The sequence below is a fragment of the Kitasatospora sp. NPDC051705 genome, assembly GCF_044453265.1.
Taxonomy (GTDB): Bacteria; Actinomycetota; Actinomycetes; order Streptomycetales; family Streptomycetaceae; genus Kitasatospora.
Map to the genome: position 1 here is coordinate 48784 of NZ_JBITCO010000014.1, position 16160 is coordinate 64943.

Here is a 16160-nt window from a genome sequence, read left to right on the forward strand (position 1 = left end):
GGTCCCGGGGCCGGCCGGCGGGCCGGTCGCGGACTCCGGCGGGGCGGTCTTGGCAGGGTGGATGGCATGTGACATATTACTGACGTGCTCAAGACCCAGAGACCTCCACTGGATGTCGTCGTGGTCGGCGCCGGTGTCGTCGGCGCCGCCTGCGCCTACTACGCCGCCCGCGCCGGGCTCGCCGTCGCCGTCGTCGACCGCGGGCCGGTGGCCGGCGGCACCACCGGCGCCGGCGAGGGCAACCTGCTGGTCTCCGACAAGGAGCCCGGGCCCGAACTCGACCTCGCCCTGCTCAGCACCCGGCTCTGGCGCGACCTCGCCGAACACCTCGGCCCGGCCGTGGAGTACGAACCCAAGGGCGGCGTGGTCGTCTCGGCCACCCCGGCCGGACAGGACGCCCTGCGGGCCTTCGCCGCCGGGCAGACCGCCGCCGGCGTCACCGCCGAGGAGGTCCCCGCCGAGCGGCTGCGCGAGCTGGAGCCCCACCTCGCCCGCGGCCTGGCCGGCGGCTTCCACTACCCGCAGGACGCCCAGGTCCAGCCCGCCCTCGCCGCCGCCCACCTGCTGCGCGAGGCCCGCCGCCTGGGCGCCGAGCTGCTCACCGGCGAGACCGTGACCGCCGTCGACCGCGGGCCGGACGGCGTCGTGCGCGGCGTGCGCACCGACCGGCGCCGGCTCACCGCCCCCGCCGTGGTCAACGCGGCCGGCACCTGGGGCGGCGAGCTCGCCGGGCTCGCCGGAGTGCACCTGCCGGTGATGCCCCGGCGCGGCTTCGTGCTGGTCACCGAGCCGCTGCCGCGGATCGTCCGGCACAAGGTCTACGCCGCCGACTACGTCGCCGACGTCGCCAGCGGCTCGGCCGCCCTGCAGACCTCCGCCGTGGTGGAGGGCACCCCCGGCGGGCCGGTGCTGATCGGCGCCAGCCGGGAGCGGGTCGGCTTCGACCGGACGCTCTCCCAGGAGGTGCTGCGGCGGCTCGCCGGGCAGGCCGCCGCACTCTTCCCGGTGCTGGAGGACGTCACCGTGCTGCGCACCTACCGCGGCTTCCGGCCGTACCTGCCGGACCACCTGCCGGCCGTCGGGGCGGACCCCCGGGCGCCCGGGCTGTACCACGCCTGCGGCCACGAGGGCGCCGGCATCGGGCTGGCCCCGGCCACCGGGCTGCTGATCAGCGAACAGCTGACCGGCAAGCAGCCGGAGCTGGACCTCACGCCCTTCCGGCCGGACCGCTTCCCGGCGGAGTCCGCGGCCGGGGCCTGAGCGCCGCGCCCGGCCCGCGCGGCCCGGCCCGTACGGCCGGGCCCGCGTGAGCGGCCGCGCCGGGCCCGACGCCCGCCCCCCTTCCCCGACCACCCGAACGCCACCGAAACGGAGGAGCCGCCGATGCGCCGCCGCACCCCCGCCGAACTGGTCGGGGCCGAGCCCGGCCCCGCCCACCACATCGAGTTCGACGGCCGGCCCGTCCCCGCCCTGCCGGGGCAGTCGATCGCCGCCGCGCTCTGGGCCGACGGCGTGCTCGCCTGGCGCACCACCCGGATCGGTGGCCGCCCCCGCGGGGCGTTCTGCGGCATCGGCGCCTGCTTCGACTGCCTGGCCACCGTCGACGGCCGCCCCAACCAGCGCACCTGCCTGCTCCCCGCCGAGCCCGGCACCACCGTCACCACCCAGGAGGGCAACGGCCGTGCCGACCTCGCCGTCTGACCGGTCCACCGCTGCCGGGGAGCCCCCGCGCTACGACCTCGTGGTCGTCGGCGCCGGGCCGGCCGGCCTCGCCGCCGCCGTCACCGCCGCGGACCTCGGGCTGCACTGCGCCCTGCTGGACGGCGGGCACGACACCGGCGGCCAGTACTACCGGCACCCTGCGCCCGGGCTCGGCGCCGCCCGCCCGGACCGCCTCCACCACGGCTGGTCGGTCTACACCGGCCTGGCCGGCCGGCTCGCCGCCCACCAGGAGGCCGGCCGCGTGCGGCTGCGCACCGGCCACCAGGTGTGGGCGCTGGAGCGCACCGGGGACGGCTTCGCCGTGCACGTCACGTGCGGGCCGGAGTCGGCCGACCGGACCACCGTCCGGGCCACCGCCGTGCTGCTGGCCACCGGCGCGTACGAGCGGCAGCTGCCCTTCCCGGGCTGGACCCTGCCCGGGGTGGTCACCGCGGGCGGCGCCCAGGCCATGCTCAAGTCCGGGCTGGTGCTGCCCGGGCGGCGGATCGTGGTGGCCGGCAGCGGCCCGCTGCTGCTCGCGGCGGCGTCCTCGCTGGTCACCGCCGGGGCCGAGGTGCCCGCGGTGGTCGAGGCCACCGCCTACCTCGGCTACGCCCGGCGCCCCGGCGTGCTGGCGGCCGTCCCCGCCAAGCTCGTCGAGGGCGCCGGGCACGGGAGCGCGCTGCTGCGCCACGGCGTGCGGCTGCGGCCGCGCAGCGCCGTCGTCGAGGCGCACGGGACCGACCGGGTCACCGCCGTCACGGTGGCGCGGCTGGACGCCGACTGGCGTCCGGTGCCCGGCACCGGGCGCCGGATCGACTGCGACGCCGTCGCCGTGGGCCACGGCCTGTTGCCGCAGATCGACCTGGCGACCGAGCTGGGCGCGGCCACCCGCACCGCCCCCGACGGCGCGGTCGCGCTGCGGGTCGACGCCCGGCTGCGCACCACCGTGCCCGGGCTGTGGTCGGCGGGCGAGACCAACGGCGTCGGCGGCGCGGACCTCGCGATCGTCGAGGGCGAACTCGCCGCGCACGCCGTGGCCGACCGGGCTCCGGCGCCGGCCCTGCTGCGCCGCCGGTCCCGGCTGCGGGACTTCGCCGAGCTGATGGCCGCGGCGCACCGCCCCGGCCCCGGCTGGACCGGCTGGCTGACGCCGGAGACCGAGGTCTGCCGGTGCGAGGAGGTCCCGGTGGCGCGGGTCCGGGAGGCCGTGGACGAGCTGGGCGCGGGCGATCCGCGCACCGTCAAGCTGCTCACCCGGGCCGGGATGGGGTGGTGCCAGGGCCGGATGTGCGGTCCGGCCGTGGCCTGCCTCTCCGGCTCGGGTGAGCCCGGGGCCGACCGCCGCCCGCTGGCCTGCCCGGTGCCGCTGGCACAGCTGGCCGCGGGGCCCGGCGGGGATCCGGGAGAGGCCGGCCCGGCCGGCGCGTAGCCCGTCGTCGAACGCGCGGGCCGGGGACCCTTGTCTCCGGCCCGTCCCGTCTAATAAAATGTCACACCTCACCAAGGAGCTCACCGTGTCCATCACCCCGAACGACACCACCCGCCCCTGGCGCGGCGTCATGGTCGCCACCACGATCCCGCTGCGCCCGGACCTCTCCGTCGACTACGACGCCTACGCCGAGCACGTCCGCTGGCTCATCGAGTCCGGCTGCGACGGCGTCGTCCCCAACGGCTCGCTGGGCGAGTACCAGACGCTCACCGCCGAGGAGCGCGCCCGCGTCGTCGAGGTGGCCGTCGAGGCGGCCGGCGACGGCTCCCGGGTCATGCCCGGCGTGGCCGCGTACGGCAGCGCCGAGTCCCGCCGCTGGGCCGAGCAGGCCGCCGAGGCCGGCGCCGGATCCGTCCTGCTGCTGCCGCCGAACGCCTACCGGGCCGACCACGCCTCCGTGCGCGCGCACTACGCCGAGGTCGCCAGGGCCGGCCTGCCGATCGTCGCCTACAACAACCCGATCGACACCAAGGTCGACCTCGTCCCGGCACTGCTCGCGCAGCTGCACGGCGAGGGCTCGATCGTCGCGGTCAAGGAGTTCAGCGGCGACGTCCGCCGGGCCTACGAGATCGCCGAACTGGCCCCCGGGCTGGACCTGCTGATCGGCGCCGACGACGTGCTGCTGGAGCTGGCCCTGGCCGGCGCGGTCGGCTGGATCGCCGGCTACCCGAACGCGCTGCCCGAGGCCAGCGTCGCGCTCTACAAGGCCGCCGTCGCGCACGACCTGGACACCGCGCTCCCGCTGTACAAGTCGCTGCACTCGCTGCTGCGCTGGGACTCCAAGACCGAGTTCGTCCAGGCCATCAAGCTGTCGATGGACATCGCCGGACGCCCCGGCGGCCCGGTGCGCGCCCCGCGCCAGCCGCTCACCCCGGAGATCGAGGCGGCCGTCCGCGCGGCCACCGAGAAGGCGCTGGCCGAGGGCCTCGCGTAGCAGGACGCAGTCACCAGGCCGGCTGCGGGGGCAGCCGGCCCGACCCCCCACCCACCAAGCCGTACGGTCGTGCCGTCCGCGCCGTCCGTACGTCCCACCCCGACGGGAGTCGTAAGCCATGCGCAGCCGTCACGTGTTCCACGCCGTCGACTCGCACACCGAGGGCATGCCGACCCGGGTCGTCACCGGGGGCTTCGGCGTCATCCCCGGCGCCACCATGGCCGAGCGCCGGGTGCACTTCCAGCAGCACCTGGACCACTTCCGCACCCTGCTGATGTACGAGCCCCGCGGCCACGCCGCGATGAGCGGCGCGATCCTGCAGCCGCCGACCCGGCCGGACGCCGACTTCGGGGTGCTCTACATCGAGGTCTCCGGGCTGCTGCCGATGTGCGGGCACGGCACCATCGGCGTCGCCACCGTGCTCGTCGAGACCGGCATGGTGCCCGTCGTCGAACCGGTCACCACCGTGCGGCTGGACACGCCCGCCGGACTGGTGATCGCCGAGGTGCACGTCGAGGACGGCGCCGCCAAGGCGGTGACGATCCGCAACGTGCCGTCCTACTCGGTCGCCCTGGACCGCAAGATCGACGTCCCCGGGTACGGCACCGTCGGCTACGACCTCGCGTACGGCGGCAACTTCTACGCCATCCTGCCGCTCGCCGAGTTCGGGTTGCCGTTCGAGCGCGAGCGAAAGCAGGACATCCTGGACGCCGGGCTGGCCCTGATGGACGCCATCAACGCGAGCCCCGACCGGCCGCAGCACCCGGAGGACCCCTCCATCCACAGCTGCCACCACGTCCAGCTGCTCGCCCCCGGCTCCACCGCCGAGCACTCCCGGCACGCGATGGCCATCCACCCCGGCTGGTTCGACCGCTCGCCCTGCGGCACCGGCACCTCGGCGCGGATGGCGCAGCTGCACGCGCGCGGGGAACTTCCGCTGGGGCGCGACTTCCGCAACGACTCCTTCATCGGGACGACCTTCGTCGGGCGTCTGGTCGAGGAGACCGAGGTGGCCGGGCGGCCCGCCGTGGTGCCCACCGTCACCGGGCGGGCCTGGGTCACCGGCACCGCCCAGTACTTCCTCGACCCGAGCGACCCGTTCCCCGCGGGCTTCCTGCTCTGACCCCGCCCGCCGCTGCCCGCCGCCGCCCTCGACGCGGCGGCCCCGGCGCCGGCCGAACCACCTCCGAAGGGCTGCCAGTCGTGACCATCACCTCGTACAACCCCGCCGATCCGGCGGACCTCGTCGTCGCCGTCGAGGAGCCCGGGGCCCAGGCCGTCCGGGACGCCGTCGGGCGGGCCGGGGCCGCGCAGCCCGGCTGGCTCGCGGCCGGCGCCGGCGCGCGATCGGCGGCGCTGGGCCGGATCGCCGACGCGGTCGAGGCGCACGCGGACGAGCTGGCCGCACTGATCGTGCGCGAGGTCGGCAAGCCGCTCGCCGAGGCACGCGGCGAGGTCGCCCGCACCGCGGCGATCTGGCGCTACTACGCGCAGGCGCCGTTCACGCCGTCCGGGGCGGTTCACGAGACCGCCGCCGGGCCCGGGCTGCTGCTCACCCGGCGCCGCCCGTACGGCGTGGCCGGACTGATCGCGCCGTGGAACTTCCCGCTGGCGATCCCCACCTGGAAGGCCGCACCGGCACTCGCCGTCGGCAACACCGCGGTGCTCAAGCCGGCCCCCGAGGCGACCGCCTGCGCGCTGCGGCTGGCCGAGCTGGTCGCGGCGGCCGGGCTCCCCGCGGACGTGTTCACCGTGCTGCCGGGCGGCGCCGAGGAGGGCGCGGCCCTGGTCGACGCGGCGGACGTGGTCTCCTTCACCGGCTCGACCGGAGTCGGCCGGGCCGTGGTGCGGGCCGCCACCGAACGCGGCGTGCCGGTGCAGGCCGAACTCGGCGGGCTGAACGCCGCGCTGGTGCTGCCGGACGCCGACATCGCCCTGGCCGCGAACCACATCGCCGCGGCCGTCGCCGGCTACGCGGGGCAGAAGTGCACCGCCACCAGCCGGGTGATCGCCGTCGGCGCCGCCTACGAGCCGCTGCGCGACGCCCTGGTCAAGGCGCTGGAGCTGGTCGACGACAGCGTCTGCGGGCCGGTCATCAACGCCGCCGCCCGGGACCGCCTCACCGGCGCCGTCGCCACCGCGACCGCCGCCGGGGCCACCCTGCTCACCGGCGGCCGGGCGCCCGAGCGGGACGGCTGGTACGTCGAGCCCGCCCTGCTGACCGACGTGCCGGCCGAACACCCGCTGGCGCGTGAGGAGTTCTTCGGCCCGATCGCGCTGCTGCACGCCGCGGCCGACCTCGACGAGGCGATCGCGCTCGCCAACGACACCCCGCACAGCCTCTCCACCTCGGTGCACACCGGCAGCCTGGACGTCGCGCTGGCCGCGGCCGACCGGCTGGACGCGGGCATGATCCGGGTCAACGCGCCCTCCAGCGGGGTCGACTTCCACCTGCCGTTCGGCGGTGCCAAGGGCGCGAGCCACGGCGACCGCGAACAGGGCCAGGCCGCCCTCGACTTCTACACCGTCAGCCGCACCGTCAGCGTGCTTCCGGGCGGGGGCGCGTGATGTTCGTCCGCACCGTCGACTACCACGCGGCCGGCGAGCCGTTCCGGATCGTGCTGGACGGCGCCCCGGTGATCCCGGGGGACGGCGTCGCCGAGCGCCGCGCCATCGCGCTCGGCGCGGGCGGCAGCGCCACCGCCCCCCGGCCGAGCGCCCTCGACGACGTCCGGCAGCTGCTCAGCCGGGAGCCGCGCGGCCACCCCGGCATGTACGGCGGCTTCCTGGTGCCGCCGGACGACGACGAGGCGCACCTCGGGGTGCTGTTCTGGCACAAGGACGGTTACTCGACGGCCTGCGGGCACGGCACCATCGCCCTCGGCGCCTGGGCGGTCGACTCCGGGCTTGTCCCCGCCCCCGCCGACGGCGTGGCGCGGGTGCGCATCGACGTGCCGTCCGGGCGGGTCACCGCGCTGGTACACCGGGCCGCCGGGCGGACCACCGGGGTGACCTTCCGCAACGTCCCCACCCGGGTCAGCGCGCTGAAGCTGCCGCTGGCCACCTCGCGGGGCACCGTCGAGGTCGCGGTGGCGCACTCGGGGGCCTGCTACGCCTCCGTCCCGGCCGCCGCCCTCGGGCTGTCGGTGGAGTCCGGGCAGCTGCCCGAACTCACCGCCGCCGGCCGGGAGATCAGGGACCTGCTGGCCGGTTCGGAGGCGGTGGCGCACCCGACCGACCCGCGCCTGTCCGGCGTCTACGGCGTCATCCTCCACGACGAACTCCCCTCCGCGGACGGGGTGCTGAGCCAGCGCAACGTCACGGTCTTCGCCGACGGGCAGATCGACCGCTCGCCCTGCGGCTCCGGCACCTCCGCCCGGCTCGCGGTGCTCGCCGCCGAGGGGCGGCTCGCGCCGGGGGAACAGCTGCGGCACGAGTCCGTCATCGGGACCGTCTTCACCGGCCGCCACCTGCCCGGCGGCGACCCGTTCGGCGACGGCGTCGTCACCGAGGTCACCGGCACCGCGCACCGCACCGGCGAGCACGGCTTCGTCCTGGAGCCCGGCGACGACCTGGGCACGGGGTTCCTGCTGTGACCGCGGACGACCGCGACACGCTGCCCGGCACGGCGGCCGAGCCGCTCCGGTACGCCGTGCCGGGCGTCGGCGGCCTCACCCCCGCCGGGGCCGTGGCGGCCCTCGAACGGGTGCTGCTCGACGGGTTCGACCCGGAGGCGGCCCCGGCCCGCTCGGCCGTCCCCGTCCCGGCGGGCGAGCTGCTGATGATGCCCGCCGCGGCCGGGCCGTACGCCGGGGTCAAGATCGCCGGGGTCGCGCCGGCCAACCCCGGCCGGGGGCTGCCCCGGATCACCGGCAGCTACCTGCTGCTCGACGGGCCCACCCTGCAGCCGCTCGCGCTGCTGGACGGCGCCGCGCTCACCGCGCTGCGCACCCCCGCCGTCACCGCCGTCGCCCTGCGCCGGCTGGCCGCACCGGACGCCTCCCACCTGGTGCTCTTCGGCTCCGGGCCGCAGGCGTACGGGCACCTGGACGCGCTGCTCGCCGTCCGTCCGCTGACCCGGCTCACCGTCGTGGCGCGCAACGCCGAACGGGCGGCCGCGCTGGCCGCGTACGGGCGGGACCTCGGGCTGTCGGCCGCGGTCGGTGGCCCGGAGGCCGTCGCCGGGGCGGACCTGGTGGTCTGCTGCACCACCGCGCGCACCCCGCTGTTCGACGGCGCCCTGGTGCCCGCGCACGCCGCCGTCGCGGCCGTCGGCTCGCACGAGCCGCAGGCGCGGGAGGTGGACGAGGTGCTGGTCCGGCGGGCCGGACTGTACGTGGAGGCGCGGGCGGTGGCGGCCCGGGAGGCCGGCGACCTGCTGCTGGCCGGCGTCGCGTTCGACGGGGTGCGGAACCTGGCCGAACTGGTGCGCGGTGAGGTGCCGCCGCCGGCCGACCGGCCGCGCTTCTTCAAGAGCGTCGGGATGGCCTGGGAGGACCTGGCCGTCGCGGCGGAGGTGTACCGCTGTGGTGGCGGTCACCGGTAGCCGCCGGTGCGGTGGCGGCTCCCCGGCCTGCCGTGTCGGGCGGCGGCCGGGGCATGGAGCCGGGGGCCGGTGCGGTGGGAAGGGATCCCCTGCCGGGCCGGCCCCCGGCGCCCGTGGGCGGTGCGCCGTGGGTGGTGCGCCGTGGGTGGTGTGGCGCAGATCGCGGGTCGCCGGCCGTTGTCAGGGCCGGCGGCCGCTGCCACGATGGGCTTCGGTCCGCGGCCGCTGCCGCGCGGGGCTCCGGCCGGTGTTCGCGCAGGTTGACAGCCGCTGACAGATCGTCCGAATCACGGACTGTTGCACACTCAACGTAACGTGACATTGTACGCTGGTGTTCTGCACCCACCCGGAGGAACACCATGGCCGACCTCAAATCCCGCACTCTGATCTCCGTGCAGGAGCGGCTCCGCGACCAGGTCGCCCACGCGCTCCGGGCGGCCCTGATCTCCGGCGAACTGCGCCCCGGCGTCGTCTACTCCGCGCCCGCCCTCGCCGCCGACTTCGGCGTCTCCGCCACCCCCGTCCGCGAGGCCATGCTGGACCTCGCCCGCGAGGGCCTGGTCGAGGCCGTCCGCAACAAGGGCTTCCGGGTCACCGAGCTCACGGAGCGCGACCTCGACGACTACACCGAGATCCGCGCCCTGATCGAGGTCCCGACCGTCGGCCGGGTCACCCGCACGGCCACCAGGGAACAGCTGGAGCGGCTGCGCCCGCAGGCCGAGGCGATCGTCGCGGCGGCGCGCAAGCACGACCTGATCGGCTACCTGGAGGCCGACCGCCAGTTCCACCTGGACCTGCTCGGGCTGGCCGGCAACGCCCGCCTCGTCGACGTGGTCGGCGACCTGCGCAAGCGCTCCCGGCTCTACGGGCTCAACCGGCTCGACGAGCGCGGCGAGCTGACCTCCTCGGCCGAGGAGCACCTGGAGCTGCTGGACCTGATGATCGCCGGCGACGCCGAGGCCGCCGAGGCCTGCATGACGCGCCACCTCAGCCACGTCCGCTCCCTCTGGGCCGGGCAGGGCGAGCCGGCCGAGGAGGAGCGCCCGGCCCTGCGCCTGCGGGCCCGCTAGGGCGGAGACCCACCCGTTCGGGTGAAGGCGTCGGCTCGGCCGGCGATCGGCGCTCCGGCTCTACGACGATGTTTCCCGACATCGGCAGTCAGGAGGAAATCCATGTCCGCCGCAGCAGTGGAAGAACCCGTCGAGCGGCCGACGCTGCTCGAGGTCGCGGATCTGATCTCGGACCAGTTCGTCGGCTACCGGGTCGAGATCATCGGGAGCGAGATCACCGTGACGCCGCCGCCGAACGCCGCACACGGAAAGTCGCTGAGCCGGCTCATGCGGACGCTGTTCGGGGCCGGTCTCGACGGTGTGGAGGTCGACGTCCTGCAGAACGTCGGCATCCGGCTGCCGGAGGGGCCGTCGGACTACGCCGTGCCCGATCTGTCGGTCGTCGACGCCGACATCGACGACCACCTGATCGAGTACGACTGCTACGACCCGGCGGTCTTCCGTCTCGTCCTCGAAGTCGCTTCCTCGAACTTCGGCGACGACCTCACGAAGAAGCCCTTCGCCTACGCCACCGCGGGAGTGCCCGTCTACGTCATCGTGGACCGGACGAACCGGCGCGTCACGGTGCTCACCGACCCGCAGGACGGTGAGTACCGGCTGCACGCCGTCCACCACCCGGGGCAGTCGTTCACCCTGCCGGAGTCGATCGGGGCGTCGGTGACGCTGGTGGTGGACGAGGTGCTGGCGGCGAAGGCGTAGCTCAGGCCGGGGCCGGGACGGTGAGACGGCCGTCGTGGACCTCGGCGACCTGGTCGACGGCCGTCAGGTGGGTGCGGTCGTGGGTGACCAGCACGGTGGCCGTCGCGCGGCGGTGGGTCAGGTCGGTGATCAGGTCCAGGACGGCGGCGCCGCGTTCGTGGTCGAGCGCGCTCGTCGGCTCGTCCACCAGGAGCACCGTGGGGTCGTTCATCAGCGCCCGGGCGATGTTGACGCGCTGGCGCTGGCCGCCGGACAACTGGTGCGGGCGGCGGGCGGCCTGGTCGCGCAGGCCGACGGCGGCCAGCAGCTCCAGCGCCCGCGGCAGCGCGGCGCGCGGGGAGCCGCCGTCCAGGTGGGCCATCACCTGGAGCTGCTCGACGGCGGTGAGCGAGGGCAGCAGATTGGCCTGCTGGAACACGATGCCGATCCGGGTGCGCCGCAGGGCCGTCAGTTCGGCCCGGCCGAGCCCGGCGGTGTCGGTGCCGTCCACCACCACCCGGCCGGAGTCCGGGGCGATCAGGGTGGCGGCGACCGCCAGCAGGCTGGACTTGCCGGAGCCGGACGGTCCGACCACCGCCGTGATCGACCCCTTCGGGACGGTCAGCGAGACGTCGTCCAGCGCGGTGAGCCGGCCGTCGCCGTCCGGGTAGGTCAGGGTGACGTGGTCGAGCAGGAGACTCATCGGGCGCTCCCCAGAGCGGTCAGCGGGTCGACGGAGGTGATCCGGCGGATGGACAGGGCCGCGCCGACCGCGCCGAGCGCGATCATGACCACGGCCGGGACGAGGACGGTCGGGGCGTCCAGGACGAAGGGCACCGCGGAGCCGACCGCCGCGCCCAGGCCCGCCGCGAGGGCGGTGCCGACCGCGGTGCCGAGCACCAGCAGCAGGACGGCCTGGCCGAGCGCGTCCCGCAGCAGGTAGCGGGTCGAGGCGCCGAGCGCCTTCAGCACCGCGACGTCGCCGCTGCGCTGGATCGTCCACACGGTGAAGAACGCGCCGATCACCAGCGCCGAGATGGCGAACAGGAAGCCGCGCATCAGCTGCAGCGAGCCGTTCTCGGAGGTGTAGGAGCCGATCGCGGCCAGGGCGTCGTCCCGGCTGCGGGTCTCGGTGCCGAGGCGGGCGTCGGCGCCGCCGAGGTCGGCCCCCTTCGCCGTGCCGAGCGCGACGACCGTGGCGTGGCCGGCACCGCCGGGGGCGAACTGCTGCCAGTCCGAGAGGCTGGTCCAGATCACCGGGGTGTGGCTGAACGCGGCGTCGCCGTCCACGGCCGCCACCCGCAGGTGGTGGCCGGCCACGGTGAGGTCGGCGCCCGGGGCGAGGCCGCCCAGGCCCTCGGCGGCCTCGCGGGAGAGCACCGCCCGGCCGGGGGCCACCGCGGCGCCCTGCGGGGCCAGTCCGGAGCCGTCCGGGACGCCGAAGGCGGACAGCGCGGCGGTGCGGGTGCCCGCGGCCGCCTTGGTCGTGGTGATGCCCAGCGGCTGGGCGGAGGTGACCCCGGGCTCACGTGCCCAGGCCTGCCACTGCTCGGGTGTCACCTGGGAGTCCGTGAAGGACAGCTGCTGCCCGTCGGCGGGCCTGGAGAAGACCAGGTGGTCCGCGGGCAGGCCGGTGATCGCGGAGATGTTCTGCCGGCCCAGCCCGGCCGTCAGCCCGGACAGCAGGCCGACCAGCACGGTGATCAGTACGATGACGGTCCCCATCAGGGCGAACCGCCCTTTGGCGAACCCCAGATCCCTCCAGGCGACGAACACGGCGGTCCTTCCTGTCCACGGCTGCTTCTGTGACGTTCCCACCGTCCCGGAGGACGGCGGCCGCCGGCATCGCACCCCGGATTGCATCCTCCGCATCGAAGGGCAGAAGCGGAGTTCAACCTTTTGATTGATGCCGGGCCCGGCCGCGGAACCTAGGCTGGACTGATGGCGACCGAACGTTCCCGCACCACCCCCGTCGCCCGCGTCCTCCAGGTCTGCCTGCACCTGCTCGTGGCGGGCCTGCTCGCCCTCGCCGTCGCCCGCGCCCTGACCGGCCGGGACGGCGACCCGGCGGCGGTCGCCGCCTCCGCCGCCGCGATGGGCGCCGTCTACGCCGTCGGCCCCAGGACCGCGGCCGTGCACCGCTCCCGACGGGCCGCCGCGCTCTGGCTCGCCCTGCTCGGCGTCACCTGGGCGGGCGTGCTCCTCGCCACCCAGGACGGGGTCTGGCTGGCCTTCCCGCTGTACTTCCTCGAACTGCACCTGCTCGGGCGCCGCGCCGGGCTCGCCGCCGTCGGTCTGACCGCCGCCACCGCCATCGCCGCGTGGTCCTGGCACCAGCACGCCTTCAACGTGGCCGCCGCCATCGGACCCGCGCTCGGTGCGGCCGTCGCCACCGCCACCGTGCTCGGCTACCAGGCGCTGTACCGGGAGAGCGAGGAACGCCGCCGGCTCATCGACGAACTCACCGCCGCCCGGGCCGACCTCGCCGCCGCCCACCACACCGCCGGCGTGCTCGCCGAACGCGAGCGCCTCGCCCGGGAGATCCACGACACCCTCGCCCAGAGCCTCAGCTCGATCCAGCTGCTGCTGCGGGCCGCCCAGCGCGCCCTGCCCGACCGCACCGACGCGGCCGCCGGGTACGTCGAACAGGCCCGGCAGGCCGCCCAGGACAACCTCGACGAGGCCCGGCGCTTCGTCCGCGCGCTCACCCCGCCCGCCCTCGACGGCGACCCGCTGCCGGTCGCCCTGGAACGGCTCTGCGCCACCACGTCGGCGCACAGCGGCCTCCCGGTGAAACTGCACGTGTCCGGCGACCCGGTCCGGCTGCCGGTGCCGCAGGAGGTCGCCCTGCTGCGGATCGCGCAGTCCGCACTCGGCAACACCGTCCGGCACGCCGGGGCCTCGCACGCCGAGGTGACGCTCAGCTACATGGAGGACGAGGTGGCGCTCGACGTGTTCGACGACGGGGCCGGGTTCGACCCGGCGGCGGTCGCCGGCCGCACCGACGGCGACGGCGGGTTCGGCCTGCCGTCGATGCGGGCGAGGGCCAGGGCCCTCGGCGGCACCTTCACGGTGGAGTCGGCACCCGGCGAGGGCACCGCCCTGGCCGTCCAGCTGCCGGTGACGGAGGGCGGGGCATGAGCGGGGCCGCGATCAGACTGCTGCTGGCGGACGACCACCCGGTGGTGCGGGCCGGACTGCGGGCCGTGCTGGAGGGCGAACCGGACTTCGAGATCGTCGCCGAGGCCGCGACCGCCGAACGGGCCGTCGAACTGGCGGCGCAGGGCACGGTCGACGTGGTGCTGATGGACCTCCAGTTCGGGCCGGGCTCCGCCATGAACGGCGCCCAGGCCACCGCCGCGATCACCGCCCGGGCGGGTGCGCCCCGCGTCCTCGTCGTCACCACCTACGACAGCGACGCCGACACCCTGCCCGCGCTGGAGGCCGGCGCCACCGGCTACCTGCTCAAGGACGCGCCGCCGGAGGAGCTCGCCCAGGCCGTCCGGGCGGCCGCCGCCGGCCGTTCGGCGCTGGCGCCCAGCGTCGCCGACCGGCTGCTCGAACGGATGCGGACGCCGGCGGCGGCGCTCAGCGCGCGGGAGACCGAGGTGCTGGGGCTGGTCGCGGACGGGCTGACCAACCAGCAGGTCAGCCAGCGGCTGCACCTGAGCCAGGCCACCGTGAAGTCCCATCTGGTGCACATCTACACCAAGTTGGGGGTGGACTCGCGGACGGCGGCGGTGCGGGAGGCGCGCGGTCGCGGGCTGATCCGCTAGATCGGGTCCGTCGGGTCCGTGCGGTCCGTCGGGTCCGTCGGGTCCGGGGGAGCGGCATAGGCTGGGGCCGGTCCGTACCCGCAGGAGTGTGGAGGAGCCCCGGATGGCCGTGCCCCCGACGACCGTGCGTCTCGACGAACTCGCCGTGCCGGTGATCGGCGCGCCGATGGCGGGCGGGGCGTCCACGCCGCAGCTGGTGGCCGCGGTGAACCGGGCCGGCGGTCTCGGCTTCCTCGCCGCCGGGTACCGCGACGCCGCCGGGATGGCCGAACAGATCGCGCAGGTGAGGGCGTTGAGCGGGCGGCCGTTCGGGATGAACCTGTTCGTCCCGGCCGCCCCCGGGGACCGGGACGCCGTCGCCGCCTACCGGGAGCGGCTGCGGCCCGAGGCCCGGCGCCGGGGCGTGACGCTCCCCGAGGAGATCGGGCCCGACCGGGACGACTGGGACGCCAAACTGTCCGTGCTGCTGGCCGATCCGGTGCCGGTCGTCTCGTACACGTTCGGGCTGCCGACGGCGGCCGAGGCGGCGGCGGTCCGCGCGGCCGGGTCGCTCCAGGTCGGCACCGTCACCACGCCCGCGGAGGCGCGGGCGGCCGAGGCGGTCGGGATGGACGCGCTGTGCGTGCAGGGCCCGGAGGCCGGCGGGCACCGCGGCACCCACCGGGTGGCGGACGAACCGGACGGGGCGCCGCTGCTCGACCTGCTGCCCGCGGTGCGGGCGGTGACGGCGCTGCCGCTGATCGCGGCCGGCGGGCTCGGCGACGGCCCGGCGGTGGCGGCGGCGCTGCGGGCCGGCGCGGTCGCGGTGCAGCTGGGGACGGCCCTGCTCCGCGCCGACGAGTCCGGTGCCCCGGCCGCGCACCGGTCGGCGCTCACCGCGATGCCGGAGACGGTCGTCACCCGCGCCTTCACCGGCCGGCCGGCCCGTGGCCTGCGCAACGACTTCATCGACCGCTACGGCCGGTACGCCCCGCCCGCCTACCCCGAGGTGCACCACCTCACCCGCCCGCTGCGCGCGGCCGCCACCAGCGACGCCGACACCACCGCCATGCACCTCTGGGCCGGCACCGCCCACCGCCTCACCCGCCCGGGCCCGGCGGCGGACATCGTCGCCCGCCTCTGGCACTCCGCGCGGGGGTAGTGCGCCCGGCGCGTGCGAGGCCCGGGCGTGTCGTCCCCCGCGGGGGTGGATCGGGCGGGAAAGCGCGCTGTAGCGTATAAGAGACCACTTAAGTTGGTGGCCATGTGGGAGATCACACTTCTGGCGCCGGTTGAGGAGTGGTACTTGCAGATCTGCGAGGACGATCCGAAGACCGCGGGCAACATCCTTGAGGCGTTGGACCTGCTGGCTGACGAGGGCCCGACCTTGGGCCGGCCCGCGGTGGACCGGATCCACCGCAGCCGGCTGCACAACCTGAAAGAGCTACGGCCCGGGTCCTCGGGCGGGAGCGAGGTGCGCATGCTCTTCGTGTTCGACCAGGAGCGGGAGGCCATCATCCTGGTGGCGGGCGACAAGTCGGGTCGTTGGTCGGAGTGGTACGACGAGTCGATTCCTCTGGCGGAGAAGCGGTACGCGGACTACGTCGAGGAGCAACGGAAGGGAGTGCGTGCATGAAGGGGCGCAGTTGGACCGAGGTACGGGCCGAGGTTCTGGAACGGTTCCCCGAACTGGCGACGCCGGAGGCGGAGGCGGATCGGGCGCGGGTCCGACAGGAGACGCTGGCCCAGATCCGTGGGTACGAGCTGGCTGAGCTGCGGCGGGGTAACGGCCTGACGCAGAAGGAGGTGGCCGGGCTGATGGGCGTGAGCCAGGCGCGCGTCTCGCAGATCGAGCACGGGCAGGTGGACAGCCTGGACAACCTGCGGGCCTACGCCGCCGCGATCGGCGGCGAGGTGGAGGTCACCGTCCGGCAGGGGGAGCGGACGGTCAAGGTGGCCTGAGCGTCGCTCCCCCGCCGGGGTG

At 75.9% G+C, this 16160-nt stretch carries 17 protein-coding genes; 15 read left to right on the top strand and 2 right to left on the bottom strand.

The annotated features are described in order from the left end of the window. Positions 1 to 84: 84 nt before the first annotated feature. The 10 genes from ACIA8Q_RS19425 to ACIA8Q_RS19470 all read left to right on the top strand — a co-directional run bounded on the left by ACIA8Q_RS19425 (position 85) and on the right by ACIA8Q_RS19470 (position 10442). Positions 85 to 1260, top strand: coding sequence for an NAD(P)/FAD-dependent oxidoreductase (locus ACIA8Q_RS19425; protein ID WP_396317485.1), 1176 nt, complete (start codon positions 85 to 87; stop codon positions 1258 to 1260). Positions 1261 to 1383: 123 nt separating this feature from the next. Then, complete coding sequence (locus ACIA8Q_RS19430) at positions 1384 to 1701, top strand: (2Fe-2S)-binding protein (protein ID WP_360208635.1); 318 nt, start codon at positions 1384 to 1386, stop codon at positions 1699 to 1701. After that, entirely contained in the window at positions 1682 to 3133 is a 1452-nt protein-coding gene (locus tag ACIA8Q_RS19435; protein ID WP_360208637.1) for an NAD(P)/FAD-dependent oxidoreductase, read from the top strand. Before ACIA8Q_RS19430 ends, ACIA8Q_RS19435 begins: the two co-directional genes overlap by 20 nt. A gap of 58 nt (positions 3134 to 3191) precedes the next feature. Next, positions 3192 to 4127, top strand: a complete 936-nt coding sequence (locus tag ACIA8Q_RS19440) for a dihydrodipicolinate synthase family protein (protein ID WP_387907763.1) — start codon at positions 3192 to 3194, stop codon at positions 4125 to 4127. Between the two features lie 118 nt (positions 4128 to 4245). Beyond that, positions 4246 to 5250, top strand: a complete 1005-nt coding sequence (locus ACIA8Q_RS19445; protein ID WP_360208642.1) for a proline racemase family protein — start codon at positions 4246 to 4248, stop codon at positions 5248 to 5250. Positions 5251 to 5330: 80 nt separating this feature from the next. Further along, positions 5331 to 6695 (top strand): aldehyde dehydrogenase family protein, encoded by a 1365-nt coding sequence (locus ACIA8Q_RS19450; RefSeq protein WP_387905802.1) that lies wholly within the window; start codon positions 5331 to 5333, stop codon positions 6693 to 6695. Continuing rightward, positions 6695 to 7723, top strand: a complete 1029-nt coding sequence (locus ACIA8Q_RS19455) for a proline racemase family protein (protein WP_396317486.1) — start codon at positions 6695 to 6697, stop codon at positions 7721 to 7723. The genes ACIA8Q_RS19450 and ACIA8Q_RS19455 overlap by 1 nt, the downstream gene beginning before the upstream one ends. Continuing rightward, a complete protein-coding gene (locus tag ACIA8Q_RS19460; RefSeq protein WP_396317487.1) occupies positions 7720 to 8673 on the top strand; it encodes an ornithine cyclodeaminase family protein in 954 nt (317 codons plus the stop codon). The genes ACIA8Q_RS19455 and ACIA8Q_RS19460 overlap by 4 nt, the downstream gene beginning before the upstream one ends. A gap of 359 nt (positions 8674 to 9032) precedes the next feature. Further along, on the top strand, positions 9033 to 9743 hold the full coding sequence (locus ACIA8Q_RS19465) for a GntR family transcriptional regulator (RefSeq protein ID WP_360208648.1): 711 nt from the start codon (positions 9033 to 9035) through the stop codon (positions 9741 to 9743). 102 nt (positions 9744 to 9845) lie between these two features. Next, positions 9846 to 10442 (top strand): Uma2 family endonuclease, encoded by a 597-nt coding sequence (locus ACIA8Q_RS19470; protein WP_396317488.1) that lies wholly within the window; start codon positions 9846 to 9848, stop codon positions 10440 to 10442. A gap of 1 nt (position 10443) precedes the next feature. On the opposite strand, the gene ACIA8Q_RS19475 is transcribed toward ACIA8Q_RS19470, so the two are convergent. Together ACIA8Q_RS19475 and ACIA8Q_RS19480 are read right to left on the bottom strand one after the other, a co-directional pair. Beyond that, a complete protein-coding gene (locus tag ACIA8Q_RS19475) occupies positions 10444 to 11124 on the bottom strand; it encodes an ABC transporter ATP-binding protein (protein WP_360208653.1) in 681 nt (226 codons plus the stop codon). Continuing rightward, entirely contained in the window at positions 11121 to 12197 is a 1077-nt protein-coding gene (locus ACIA8Q_RS19480; RefSeq protein WP_360208656.1) for an ABC transporter permease, read from the bottom strand. Before ACIA8Q_RS19480 ends, ACIA8Q_RS19475 begins: the two co-directional genes overlap by 4 nt. A gap of 165 nt (positions 12198 to 12362) precedes the next feature. Here ACIA8Q_RS19480 and ACIA8Q_RS19485 point away from each other — a divergent pair, with 165 nt between their 5' ends. The 5 genes from ACIA8Q_RS19485 to ACIA8Q_RS19505 all read left to right on the top strand — a co-directional run bounded on the left by ACIA8Q_RS19485 (position 12363) and on the right by ACIA8Q_RS19505 (position 16138). Then, a complete protein-coding gene (locus ACIA8Q_RS19485) occupies positions 12363 to 13562 on the top strand; it encodes a sensor histidine kinase (protein ID WP_396317489.1) in 1200 nt (399 codons plus the stop codon). Then, entirely contained in the window at positions 13559 to 14197 is a 639-nt protein-coding gene (locus ACIA8Q_RS19490; RefSeq protein ID WP_360208662.1) for a response regulator transcription factor, read from the top strand. Before ACIA8Q_RS19485 ends, ACIA8Q_RS19490 begins: the two co-directional genes overlap by 4 nt. A gap of 103 nt (positions 14198 to 14300) precedes the next feature. Next, complete coding sequence (locus ACIA8Q_RS19495) at positions 14301 to 15338, top strand: nitronate monooxygenase (RefSeq protein WP_396317490.1); 1038 nt, start codon at positions 14301 to 14303, stop codon at positions 15336 to 15338. A 102-nt stretch (positions 15339 to 15440) separates the two neighbouring features. After that, a complete protein-coding gene (locus tag ACIA8Q_RS19500) occupies positions 15441 to 15812 on the top strand; it encodes a type II toxin-antitoxin system RelE/ParE family toxin (RefSeq protein ID WP_360208668.1) in 372 nt (123 codons plus the stop codon). After that, positions 15809 to 16138: an XRE family transcriptional regulator gene (locus tag ACIA8Q_RS19505; RefSeq protein ID WP_360208670.1), complete on the top strand. Its 330-nt coding sequence runs from the start codon at positions 15809 to 15811 to the stop codon at positions 16136 to 16138. The genes ACIA8Q_RS19500 and ACIA8Q_RS19505 overlap by 4 nt, the downstream gene beginning before the upstream one ends. Positions 16139 to 16160 lie beyond the last annotated feature (22 nt).